Annotated in this window: 10 protein-coding genes; 7 read left to right on the top strand and 3 right to left on the bottom strand. The window is 41.3% G+C overall.

The features are described from left to right. The first annotated feature begins 184 nt into the window (after positions 1-184). The 6 genes from K429_RS0102790 (at position 185) to K429_RS0102765 (ending at position 7,427) form a co-directional block, all read left to right on the top strand. Positions 185-724, top strand: coding sequence for an RNA polymerase sigma-70 factor (locus K429_RS0102790; RefSeq protein ID WP_025725973.1), 540 nt, complete (start codon positions 185-187; stop codon positions 722-724). Between the two features lie 154 nt (positions 725-878). Next, a complete protein-coding gene (locus tag K429_RS0102785; protein ID WP_007218871.1) occupies positions 879-1,298 on the top strand; it encodes a hypothetical protein in 420 nt (139 codons plus the stop codon). Between the two features lie 669 nt (positions 1,299-1,967). Further along, the gene (locus tag K429_RS0102780) at positions 1,968-2,840 is read left to right on the top strand and encodes a FecR family protein (protein ID WP_022208230.1); all 873 of its coding nucleotides are present in this window, start codon (positions 1,968-1,970) and stop codon (positions 2,838-2,840) included. 1 nt (position 2,841) lies between these two features. After that, complete coding sequence (locus tag K429_RS0102775; RefSeq protein WP_025725972.1) at positions 2,842-5,628, top strand: TonB-dependent receptor; 2,787 nt, start codon at positions 2,842-2,844, stop codon at positions 5,626-5,628. Between the two features lie 15 nt (positions 5,629-5,643). Next, positions 5,644-6,786 (top strand): DUF4249 domain-containing protein, encoded by a 1,143-nt coding sequence (locus K429_RS0102770; RefSeq protein WP_007218868.1) that lies wholly within the window; start codon positions 5,644-5,646, stop codon positions 6,784-6,786. A gap of 287 nt (positions 6,787-7,073) precedes the next feature. Then, positions 7,074-7,427: a hypothetical protein gene (locus tag K429_RS0102765; protein WP_007210183.1), complete on the top strand. Its 354-nt coding sequence runs from the start codon at positions 7,074-7,076 to the stop codon at positions 7,425-7,427. Positions 7,428-7,517: 90 nt separating this feature from the next. Here K429_RS0102765 and K429_RS0102760 read toward each other — a convergent pair whose 3' ends face one another. Together K429_RS0102760 and K429_RS0102755 are read right to left on the bottom strand one after the other, a co-directional pair. Continuing rightward, positions 7,518-8,270, bottom strand: a complete 753-nt coding sequence (locus K429_RS0102760; RefSeq protein ID WP_025725971.1) for a LytTR family DNA-binding domain-containing protein — start codon at positions 8,268-8,270, stop codon at positions 7,518-7,520. 124 nt (positions 8,271-8,394) lie between these two features. Beyond that, positions 8,395-10,422 carry a histidine kinase gene (locus K429_RS0102755; RefSeq protein ID WP_007218866.1) on the bottom strand — a complete coding sequence of 676 codons (2,028 nt, stop codon included), beginning with the start codon at positions 10,420-10,422 and terminating at the stop codon, positions 8,395-8,397. 222 nt (positions 10,423-10,644) lie between these two features. Here K429_RS0102755 and K429_RS0102750 point away from each other — a divergent pair, with 222 nt between their 5' ends. Next, the gene (locus K429_RS0102750; RefSeq protein WP_025725970.1) at positions 10,645-11,940 is read left to right on the top strand and encodes a DUF5723 family protein; all 1,296 of its coding nucleotides are present in this window, start codon (positions 10,645-10,647) and stop codon (positions 11,938-11,940) included. 86 nt (positions 11,941-12,026) lie between these two features. On the opposite strand, the gene K429_RS0102745 is transcribed toward K429_RS0102750, so the two are convergent. Continuing rightward, a complete protein-coding gene (locus tag K429_RS0102745; protein ID WP_025725969.1) occupies positions 12,027-13,127 on the bottom strand; it encodes a DUF2027 domain-containing protein in 1,101 nt (366 codons plus the stop codon). Positions 13,128-13,266: the final 139 nt, after the last annotated feature.

Below are 13,266 nucleotides of genomic sequence, written 5' to 3'. Positions count from 1 at the left end.
AAACAACAGCTACGGTAGAAGCAAATATTTGCTAATATCATTGATTAGTACACTTTAACCAATCTATCAAGTTCTGCTAGAACTCCATCTTTTAATCAACATTTTAGAAAGACAAGAAGCACACAAAATAGGATATTTAATTTGAAACTCTTACCTTTGTCCGCTGATTACATGAAACGACAATATGACAGAACAGGAAGTCAGAAGGTATCTACGGAAAATGAGCGAGCAGGATTCGCAAACTGCTTTCCGGGATTTTTATGATATGACGTATGACCGTCTGTTCCGTATTGCTTATTACTACACTCACCACGAAGAATGGTCGCAAGAGATTGTGCTCGATGTTTTCATGAAACTCTGGGAACACCGTAAGCAATTATTAGAAATTACCAATATCGAAGATTACTGTTTCATACTCGTAAAGAATGCTTCTCTCAACTATATAGAAAAAGAGGAGCGCCGCCCCACCCTATCAACAGAAACCCTACATGAACACTCCGATCAAGCAGTATCACCTGAAGATACTCTGATCAGCGAGGAGCTTTTTTCCCGCTATGTAAAAGCTCTCGACCGGCTACCGGAACGTTGCCGTGAAGTCTTCATCCGCATCCGCGAAGAAAAACAAACCTATGCACAAGTAGCAGAAGAGTTGGGCATCAGTACAAAAACGGTGGATGCGCAATTGCAGAAAGCAACCATTCGATTGAAAGAAATACTGCTCTAATAAACAGTCAGAGTCCATCATCTTATTTTCTCTATTATCTGAGGTATATCATCAATTAGCCTTTAACACTTTTTATTTCTATCGCCATAGGGAATTTCTTTTTTGCTCTTGTCTTTACTCATGAACTATATAAACTAAACTAAATTAAAACGACATGAAAAGATTTTGCAAACAAATGGCAGGAACCGCAGGGCTTCTCTTTATCCTTGCCGCATGCAGTAACAACAGTTCCAGTTATCCCGAAGAGTATGTAGGTTTTGAGAAAGCCACCAAAAACTATTCGTTCGACAAAAACAAAGACACAGAAGAGTTCGACGTAAAGATTATTGCCGCTGAAAAGAAAAATGAGGATAGGGAAGTTCTCATTAATGGCATAAACATGCCGGGTAAAGCAGCTATTTTCAGTATTGAAAACAAGACGGTCATTATCCCTGCCAAGAAGAAATCAGCCAATCTACGAGTGAAGATCTATCCGAAGAGAGTGACAGACAAAGCTGAATTCCGCATCGTCTGTACCCCGAAGGATAAAGAAGGCAAAAAGACACAGATCACTATCCATCTAAGTCCCCAATAATGGGAACTACAACTCCATTCTGTTTCATCCTACCACTAGCTTTTTCTCACGTGAGCTTGGTACATAAATGCCTTAAGGCCGTATGAAAACTAAGCTTTGCTTTATTGTTTTTGTTCTTTTGCCCGTAACAAAACTTCGTCCCACAGTTGCGGGCTCTACGTTTTCCAATTGAGGGCTGTCGGTCCCACAACTGCGGGCTACACAGCCCTCAACTGAAAAACGAGGTTTTGCTTATAGCATAATGACATTAACATTAAGGCTTTAGGAGAAAAAGGAAGGAGCATATCAAGTTTCTCCTCTATCATTCAGCTTTCTATATAATGGGATTATGAAGCCTGACTCCTCAATTCTTACGAAGTGATAACTTCTGCGATGAAAATTCAGTTTAAAAGGAGATATTTGCATGAATACAGGCAGAGTTTGTATAATACATATTAAGGACTTGTGAATTAGTGAATTACAAACATAAAAACGCTCTTTTTTTCTATTTTTCGGTGTAGGATGCAACTTTCCTACACCTTCCTACACCTTCCTACACCACTTCCCACGCCACCTATCTATTTGATAACCAGATAAAAATGATAGCGGGTGTAGGATGTAGGAAAAAAAAGTAATTTCGGCATAGGGAGTTTTTCCGTTTTACCTGTCTTTATAGAAAAGAAGAAGAACATGGAACAAGAATTTGAAAGAATACTCGATAAACTCGCAACCTCCACCCGTTCGCCGAGAGGAAGATTCTCGAAAGCCAATAGCTGGATACTTCTTGAGAAACGGTTGCCGCATCTGCAACGCCGCATCCTTTCATTGCACACAATGGCTGGTGCAGCCGCTGTCGCCGTGCTTTGTGTACTGGGCTGGTGGGCATATTATATGTTCGCCCCGGTACCATTGCAAACCGTATCCACATTGGCAGAAACACGTACCGTAACACTGCCCGACCAAACAGAAATTGTACTGAACCGCTATTCTTCTCTGACTTATCCCGAACGTTTCAGAGGAAAAGACCGGAAAGTACAGTTACAAGGAGAAGCTTATTTCGAAGTCAGCAAAGATGCAGCACATCCTTTCAAAGTAGAAGCCGGAGCAATTATAGTACAGGTTTTAGGTACACATTTCAATGTCGAAGCCTATCCCGAAGATACACAAGTGAAAACAACCTTGTTGGAAGGTTCCGTTTCTGTCAGCCTCATCGGTAAAGCAGAAGAAAGCCTGATACTTTCACCCAATGAAAGCGCTATATATAATAAGGATAAGAAAAGTCTGACTCTACATACCGAAAATAATGCATCCGAAGAGATTATCTGGAGAAACGGAACACTGCTTTTCAAAAGCATTCCTTTACAAGAGATTGTCCGACAACTTTCTAATGCTTTCCACACAGACATTCGTATTGAAGACGCTGACTTACAGAACTATCGCATGACGGCTACTTTCTCTGATGGCGAAACGCTGGAAGAAATTCTTTCGCTGCTTTGCCGCAATCAAAAGTTTGAATACACAAAAACTAATGACATAATAACAATCACACAAAAATTAAACTAGAATGAAATCCTCTATCTGTTCACCCCGCACCATCAGGAAATTTTTCCTGGTGGGAGCGGTTCTCCTATCAACCTGTACACTACAAAGTACGATTGTATTTGCCACCTGCGTTCTACAGAAGACCAATCCTTCACAAACGCGTTTCAGCATCAAACTGCAAAATGCGACACTGGAGGAGTTTGTGAAACAAGTGGAACAAAAAACCGGGTACAGTTTCATATACGGAGAAGAAGTACGTCTGAATGGACGCATCACACTGGCCGTCCGAGACCTTACTATTAACGAAATTCTCCGGAAAGCTTTTGAAAACCAACCGATAGGTTTCGAAATCTCCGGAAAACATATTTTGCTAAACAAGCGGCCCGTGCCGCAGAAAACCGCAAGCCGTCGGTTCACTATCAGCGGATACGTGACAGACGGGGCGTCTTCCGAGACGCTGATTGGTGCCAATATCCTCGATAGTCGTCAGCGTGTGGGCACTGCCACCAATCCTTTCGGTTTCTATACTCTTACTTTGCCGGAAGGAGATGCGGAATTGATTTTTTCGTATTTAGGGTACGAAACCCGGCACAGTTCGTTCCCGCTAAACAAAGACACCGTGCTTAATATCCGCTTGGACAGCAATAATGAACTGGCGGAAGTGATTGTCCTTTCGGACAAGAAAGAAGCCGGCATCCAAGCCACCGCCATGGGAGCGTATGAAATTCCGATGGCACAAATTCAACATACTCCAGCCGTACTTGGAGAAGCTGATATATTGAAAACCATTCAGTTAATGCCAGGTGTACAAGCCGGAACAGAAGGCTTTTCAGGTTTATATGTACGCGGAGGAGGACCGGACCAGAACCTGATATTGCTAGACGGTATTCCGGTATATAATGCAGATCATCTTCTGGGGGTGTTCTCCGTATTTACTCCCGAAGCTATAAAAAACACTACACTCTACAAGAGTTCCTTTCCCGCCCGTTACGGCGGTCGGCTTTCCTCTATTGTCGATATACGCACCAACGACGGAGATATGCACCATTACCACGGTGCACTCAGTGTAGGTACACTTACCGACAAACTGCATTTTGAAGGACCTATCTGGAAAGGACACACTTCTTTCAGTCTTAGTGCACGTGCCACGCACACCGCCTTCTTCAAAAACCTCATAGTGGATAAAGATGATTATTACGCCGATAAATACAACTACTACTTTTACGACATCAATGCCAAGGTGAACCATAAATTCAATGACCGCAGCCGCCTCTTCATCGGTTTCTATAAAGGAAAGGACCACTACCACTTTGACACCACCGACAGCAACAACTACTATCAGAACAACGACGACACTAAAGTCTATTATAAAGATGACAGCCACCTGAACTGGGGAAACACGATAGCCTATGGCCGCTGGAATTATGTATTCAATAGTAAGTTGTTCTGCAACACCACTATTTCCTACAATAACTATCTGATGAAATTGAATCAGGATGTGGAAGATACACGCACCTACCGGGGGCAAATATTAGATCGCTATAGCTATTTATCCCAATTCCGTTCGGGCATCAGTGACTGGAGTGCGCGCATGGACTTCGATTTTACACCCGCTCCGGAACATCACATCAAGTTTGGAGCAGAATATATCCACCATACTTTCCGCCCGGGCATCTCCACTTCCAAGACTCAGGAAGTGGAAAACGGGGAGCAACAGGAAGAAACAATTTATGCCGCCAGCAATAATCATGTACTACGAGGACAAGAGGTATCACTCTATGCTGAAGATAATTTCAACCTGAACAGTCATCTCAGCCTAAATGCCGGTATAAGGGCATCTCTGTTCTCTACACAAGGAAAGAACTACTGTTCGATTCAACCACGCCTCTCTACACGCTACAACTTCGGACAGGGATTCTCCGCCAAGGCATCCTATACATGCATGGCACAATATGTACACTTGCTTTCATCCACTCCCTTCTCTATGCCTACGGATCTTTGGGTACCAATTACCAAAAACATACGCCCCATGTATGCCAATCAATACTCTCTTGGAGGCTATTATACCGGTCTGGCTGGCTGGGAGTTCTCTATAGAGGGATATTATAAGCAGATGCGTCACATACTGGAATATCAGGATGGCGTTTCCTTTTTCGGCACTTCCACTAATTGGGAGGAAAAGGTAGAAATGGGTGAAGGACGTTCCTTTGGTCTGGAAATGATGGTACAAAAGACTTTGGGAAAGACTACCGGTTGGCTGGCATATACGCTGGCAAAGACCGATCACCGTTTCAAAGATGGTGCCATCAGCCAGGGTAAATGGTTTCCTTATAAATATGACCGCCGCCACACCATCAGTCTGTGTTTGAATCATAAATTCAGTGAACGTATCAATGTCGGAGCTTCCTGGATATTCAATACCGGGGGATGCATCACAGTACCTGAACGGGAGACCATTATCATCCGTCCCGAAGGCAATATAGAATCTGCTCCTTATATTTCCCGGCGCAACAACTACCGCCTGCCAGCCAGTCATCGCCTAAACTTGGGTATCAACTTCAACAAGAAAACCAAGCATGGCATGCGTACCTGGAACATCAGCCTTTATAATGCCTACAATGCTATGAACCCCAACCTGGTTTACAGCAAATGGGAACAAGGTTACAATCTGATTTACAATGACTTTTACAACAGCATATATCAAGGAGACGGTAATCAATACAACTCAGAGAAAAAGTCGAAGACTGTTATCAAGAAACTGACGATATTACCCTGCATACCCTCTGTGACTTATACCTATAAATTTTAAAAGCCATACCAGATTATGAAAACAAGAATTAAATTACACCTTATTATATATATAGCTTTCGCCGGACTCTTTATGGCTTGTGAAAATGAAATCCCATATAATCCCGGACAACAAAATCCGCAGCTTATCATGAATGCCCTGCTCAATGCCGGACAAACAGAGAATCTCGTTTATCTGCATCTTAGTGAAGGAAACAGCATCGGCCGCATCAATGAAGCAACGCTTTCCCTCTACGTAAACGATAAGCAGGTTGAATCCCCTCAAGCCATATCTCCCGAAGAATACTATGGAAATATGCAAAATCAGCTTGACAAGGGGCAATATGAAGCATTACTAAAAAGTATGCGCTTCAAAATATTCCGTCTCACCGCCCGCTTACAACCCGGAGATAACATTCGCTTGGAAGCCACAGCGGAAGGCGGAAAGTATCATGTCAGTTCGCAAGTAACTGTTCCCCGTCCCCTACAAAGCCTGCAAGTGGACACCTGTACCGCCCTCATCCGCCAATGGGGTAGCATGAGAGCCCATCGTCAATACCGCATCACCTTAGAGGATCTCCCTAACGAAAAGAACTATTACCGTCTGGAGATAGTGAATAACAAAGACTTCCGCTGCGTTATCTACACGCCCAACGAAGACGAGAACGGAGACTATATAAAGGATGAAAATGGAGATTACATTTACACCATAACGAAAGACACAGTTGTCAACTATAGATATACCGAACTTATCAACCGTGAAGACGTGATCCTGACCGACGGACATGTCACCAGCTCGGATGATGATGAAAATGCAATGTTTCCCACCAACATTGAAAACAAATACAGTATCTTCACAGATAATCGTTTCACCAATTCATCTGCCACGCTGAAAGTTTACACCCCACTTTACGATGACAACTATGATATTCTCCAATCACTGAATTATACCCGTTGCTACCTGAAACAAAATATCACCGTGCGCGTGCTCAGTTTGCCTGAAACATATTATCGCTACCTGAAAGCTTTAAACTGCATGGATGACGAAGATTATGACGAAGCCCTGATGGAACCTATCAGCCTGCCCAGCAATGTAGAAGGCGGATTGGGCTTTGTAGGTATTTCATCTGAAATTCAATACACCATAGATATGCCGGATAAAAAATGGGGATGGTGGTAAAATCCGGATAAATACTATCATTATGATCACCCGTGTTCGATAACCATATTACATTCATATTACAAATAAGGTCTTAAACAAGCAAAATAATACCATATAATTGATCTATATCAAGAAATACTCCCTTAAACTGCACTTTCCTTCTTCTTTGCTTTTATGTTATAAAACATATTTCTATATTTGCATAGGTAAAAAGAAAAAGCTAAGCGCTTAGAGCTGTTTTCAATAGGTATTAGATTTTTAGAGTTAGAATTGTTTTTAGGTATAACAAATTAAAAGTAGGTATTATGAAACGTTTAGGATTAACATTAATAACAGCAGTCTGTCTGACTGCTACGACATTTGCAGCAGGAAATCAACCTACAACTGCAAAATGGGATGGTAACATCAACGTAACCAAGTTGAGTAAATATTTAAAATTGTCGGCTGGCCAGCATGAAGAAGTAGCAAACATCTGCGAATACTTCTCTACACAGATGGGACGTGCCACAACTGCAAAGAAGGACCAGGAAAAGAAACTCCACAATGCAGTGTACGGAAACTTGAAGTTGATGAAGAAAACGCTTACTGACAAGCAATACGCTGATTATGCGAAAGTATTGAATGTCACTTTGCAGAATAAAGGTATCGAAGTGAAATAATAAGAGAGGGCACTGAACATCACGTTTTGTGCCCTCTTTCCTTTATCAACACTATTCAAGTGTCGACTCCCTAACCAATATATATTTCATTTACAAACAATATCTGTCTTGTAGCTCCTTTTTATATTTCTTAGAGACCAGCAGCTCATCTACATTCTCAAATGGCGGATACAACACACATTTACCATCCTTGATAATCATCAGATAATCAATATTGATTATGAAAGACTGATGAATCTGCACAAAACAAGGAGCATATCTCACTATCTGATCGGCCGTGGTACTCTTCTTCAGAGGTAACGGCGTTTGTCCACTCAACACCGCCTCCCACTGTTTCCGTTCAGAGCAATACCGGAAATATCCAATTTCGGCAGGCCGTAATGCCCGCATGTCATTTGTCGGAGTAAACACCATAAATGTCTGACTAGTGTTTGCTAATGCCGCAGGAAAAAATGCAGCTTTCCGTTCTAATTCTATTCTTTCCATAAATCGGGAAATTATAAGTTCCAGATCTTTGTCCTCAAAAGGTTTCAACAAATAATCAAAAGCAGATTGACGAATGGCTGACATCATGTATTTATCGTATGCAGTATAAAAAACGACTTTCATGCCCCAAGTCAGAGATTCGCGAATACTATCCAACAAATCCATCCCCCTCATATCAGGTAGCTCTACATCTAAAAAGAGCAAATCGGGACGCACTTTAGCTATCAGTTTCTTCCCGGATACTCCATTGCGTGCAGTACCTTCTAAATGAAAGTTTTCAAATTTCTGTAACCCGAATACCAGATTATCCAAGGACAACTCATCGTCATCTACTATTGTAACCTTATACCTGTCCATACCTCTCTTGTTTCTGCGAAATTAAAGAACTGAAAGCAATTAAAAAAATCAGAATATGCCATTTTTAGGATATTCGATCAAAACAACGGATATCCAATCAAAATTGAGGATTATTCAAAAATCATTAAACTGAATAATCATAATTCAACGGTAAATGAAAACTTACTTCACATCCGGTCTCGCCATCCGGCAAAGGAATATTGTGTACCGAAGTTTCAATCATTTCCTTATTCTTAGCATTCAAAATCTGAATAGTTTGCATGATTACCTTCATTCCGGTCCCTGTCCCTCTGTTAGCACTGTTCAGTTTGAACCCGCCCCCGTTATCCGTAATCCGGACACAAATATAAGTACCGGAACGATGAACATCAATCCAAAGGCGCCGTTCACCTTCTTTACCCCGAAGAGCGTGCTTGATGGCATTCTCCACCGGTATCTGTATTAACATGGAAGGCAGAAGCAACTGATTGGTGTCTACATCTTCACCAACTTCAATAGTCACCTTAAATTCCGGTCCCAAAGAACGGCGTTGAAGATCAATGTAGGTTTGCACAAAACCTAATTCTTCTTTTAAGGTAACACACATTTGCTCAGCTAATTCCAAATTCCGTCGCATTAGTTTCACTAATGAGGAGAGCTCTTTTTTATTCTCCCCTTCCCGACTGCCCATTTCCTGGTTCAGCACATTGAAAATAAAATGCGGTGACATTCTGTTACGTATATTCTCCAAACGTAAAGAAGATATGGTACGCTGACTTTGCGCGAGCAGAAGAGCCCGTCTTTTCTTTTCATACAGATAGATGAAACAAGCAATAACCAATACCAAAACGCAAACTCCAATCCAGAAGAAACGTCCCTCGTGCAACTTTAACATCTCTACCTTCTGCTGCTCAATCAATATGTTCTTTGCCAACAGTGTAGAGTCCTGTTGATATCTCAATGACATATCGGCCGTACGCATTCTTACATGTTCATTACGGATAGAATCGTCCAGCCGGCTGTTTTCTTTCTGATAAAAGAAAGCATTTTTATAATCTGCCGTCTTCTCGTAAAACTCCTGCAAATACTTATTACGGATATGCAGCATGTCCGGCTCTATATGATTCGGATTGGTAGCCTTACTTAGCAGATTCCTTACGGTTGCCATATCATTTCGCTCCAGAGCCAGACCGATGCGTTGGGTATCAATATAATAAAGCGCTCCTGCTGCCCCTATTTTCCGAAAAAAGGGTTGGCATTCATTGATATATTTAGCCGCTGAGTCAGGTTCATTCATTTGCAGATAGACATCCCCCAGATTCACCATGCACAGGTTTTTCTCAAAGCCCATATCGGGATGAGAAACCGCCAACGAGAAACCTTTCTTGAAATATTTTAAAGCTTCCGGATAATCCTCACGATAATAATATGAATTACCACGATTATTCAAATAGATATATTTCTCGTAAGGAAGCATTTTATCATAAAACATCCCTGCCAGATTATAGTAATAGTCGCACTGATCAAAGTCGTGTAAAGCCATATACACCTGAGCCAGCCCATAATAAACAGGATGACGACGCCCCTCCGATATTCCTAAAGAATCTCCGATTTGCAGCGCTTTACGATACCAAAATGCACTTACGTCATATTTTCCCTGTCGGCTGCATGCATCAGCCAGATTGATAAGAATATCCGGGACTGATTCTGTCTTCATTCCCTGCAAACGTTGTTTGTAAGAATCTGTAAAGCAGACAATAGCCGAATCCATAGCGCCTACACGCACATAAATATTACCTTTTGTATTCAGATATTCCGAGCGTAAATCAGCAAGATAGGGTGAAGATTGTTCACGGGCACAAAAGTCTTCTATCCGTTTTATTAAATAGCGAGCTGAGTCCACATCCGAAGTGAACATATACGTTTTTAATACTATAGCAGAGTAATAATACCATTCCAGACTATCAGTCGACATCTCCATCTTTTGCTTTGCCAGCGCACGTATCTGTTGTGGATGAGTGGTCAAAGAGTCTGTAACCGAACGATAAAAAGAGTCGTATTTTTTCTCCCAAGAGGAATGCTGCTCAGACTGTTTACACGAAACAGCTAAGAATAGTAGTAAGAGAACCGGAAGAGAAGTTCTCCACAGAATTTTGCCATATATCGTGTTCATAGCTATTGACATTTATATAAAGAATAAAGATATCCTTCATGCATTGCTACAAATATAATAGTTTTTCCCATTTAGTACAATTTTAAGACCACTTATCCGCTAAGATATTTATTTATCCTGTTTTTACTTATTATATAATTTGGGTATCACAAATACTTATTTTAACTTTGCATAAACAAATTGAAGTAATCATTAACAGTAACCCACAAATTACGAGACACAATGAGAAAGCTTATACTTTTGGGGATTTGTATCTCCTTTCTTCTCCCCACCGCTATGCAGGCGCAATACTTGCGTTCATCCTATTTTATGGAAGGTAGCAGTACCCGCATTCAGTTAAATCCGGCGTTGCAACCCAAACGTGGTTATGTCAATCTCCCCGGCATCGGTTCCGTGAATGCCGAAGTAGCCACTAACTCACTTGGTATACAAGATGTCATCGACGTTTTCGATTCCGACGGTGAATTTTATAACAACGACAAGTTCTACAATCGCCTGAAAGGAATGAATGAAGTGAATATCAGTGCAAATACAGATGTTATATCTTTCGGATTCTATAAAGGAAAAGGTTTCTGGTCATTCAATGTAGGGGCACGGGCTGATGTGGACGCCACTATTCCTAAAACCATGTTCGACTACCTGCGCGCAACAGACGCTGATAATTTCAGCTGGAGCGGTGAGAGTTTTGATATCCGCAATGAAAAACTACGTTTGAACGCTTACATAGAAGTCGGAGCAGGATATTCACGTGCCATCAACGAGCGCTTAACCGTAGGCGGTAAAGCCAAACTTTTATTAGGTGCAGGAAATATAAATCTGAAAATTAATCAGATTCAGATGTCTGGAAAGGGAACCGGATATGATTCCGAATTTCAGCTAAAGGCGGATGCTTATATGGAGGCTTCAGCCAAAGGTTTGGAACTTGAAGAAGAGAATGGTTATATCACTGATCTGGACTATAATAGTTTTGGTATCAGCGGTTATGGGGCAGGTCTTGACTTGGGAGCAAGTTACCAGATAATGAAGAATCTAAATGTCTCTGCCGCTATTCTTGATTTAGGATTTATTTCTTGGGGTAAATCAAACTCACAAGTAGCTGAATCAGATAAGAATACAACCATAAATAGGGATAACTATAGCGATGATGTTTTAGACTTTGATTTATTCGGTTTGAAGAAGAAGGAAAACAAATCGCGCACCACCTCCTTATCACCGACTATGGTTATCGGAGGTGAATACGGATTACTGAACAACAAACTGGGATTAGGATTATTATCAACAACCCGTTTCGGCCAGTTAAAAACGTATTCTGAATTGACATTCTCCGCCAATTATCGTCCCAATACTTTGATTAATACTACGTTGAGCTATTCCATGTTACAAGGTGGCGAAACATTCGGTATTGCTTTCAAGATAGGTCCTTTGATGCTGGGTACTGACTATATGTATTTTGGAAATAACTCCAAACATGTGAATGCCTTTATCGGACTTTCTATTCCTTTGGGAAAGAAAATATAATAGCTACGAGTACAGGCTACAAGCTACGAGTGCTATGCAGAATAATAGCGCAGCAACTTGTAGCTTGTAGCTTTTGTGGCTTGTAACTATTTAATCGTTATCATCGTTGCCCCGAAACCATATTCCTGGAAAGAGGCATCCTGATGCCGGAAAGTAGGATATTTACGTTTCAGTTCATCCAGCAACGCTTTACGAAGTACACCGTCACCTTTTCCGTGGATAAAGACAATACGCTGTTCACGTTTATTCTTATACTGTTCCAGCACTTCACGGAATTTATCCAGCTGATAATTCAGTATCTCACTGTTGCTCATTCCATGAGTATCATCCAGCAATTCACCAATATGAAGGTCTATCTCAATAATGCCACTTTGTCCGCCACGTTTCACAATCGGCTGAGATTTGGGTTTGTCTACCACTGTTTTCTTAAACAAAGCTGATTGCAATTCTTCAGCAGAAACATACACTTGTTTAGTGGGAACATCATCCTTTACTATATCGTAAATCAATGCAGGCGTTTCAAAGAACTCCGACTCCTGGAATGTATGCAATTTATAGAACTTCACCGTATCAATACGGAGTTCCACGCTTACTGCCGGCTTCATAGCAAACGAACGCCCTTCCTTAAAAGCAATAAATTGCACAGCTACGTGTTCACGATCATTCAATTCTGCTTTTTCAAATTCTTCCAGCAAGAATTTTGTATTCGGCTCTACTACTCCATTGGAACGGACCTCCCATGCTTTTCCTTCAGCACAGAGATAGGTATAATACAAATAATAGTTACTGTCATTCACCAGATAAGCTTCAAAAGGGGTCGTGCTGACTGCTTTGATATCTTCCGGAACGAAAGCCAGAAAAACATTCAGCACATCCCCACCACGCATTTCCGGCTGACGAAAAGCAGAAACTTGAGGCTTAGACAAATGTCCCATTTCTTTTTCTTCCTGTACAGGATGGGAAATAGAAGATCGCACCGGCTTCTCTTCTACTTTCTTCGGAGTAGCTTTCGGCACCGGTCTCGTCATATTATAATCATCCGTATCAATCACCACACACTCACGTATGGGCATCGGGATATCAAATCCATCGGCATCTTCTACCAACACAATATCCTTTCCCCGAAATCCCGTCACAATACCACCCCCGATCTCATTCAGGAAGCGTACTTTATCACCTATTTTCATCTTCTTTCTATTTAAGTATTTGACGAATTAGAATTTACGATTGAAGTTCGAAAGCCCAATCGCTCTACAAAGATACGGCAACTCAATAAAAAAAGATAGAAAAAAGAGAATAAATATCCGTACCTTTGCAGCCCGTAAA

The sequence above is a fragment of the Bacteroides sp. 14(A) genome, from assembly GCF_000526555.1.
Classification (GTDB): Bacteria; Bacteroidota; Bacteroidia; order Bacteroidales; family Bacteroidaceae; genus Bacteroides; species Bacteroides cellulosilyticus.
Note: the sequence above shows the minus strand (reverse complement) of the source record. Positions and strands in the feature narration are given on the sequence as shown.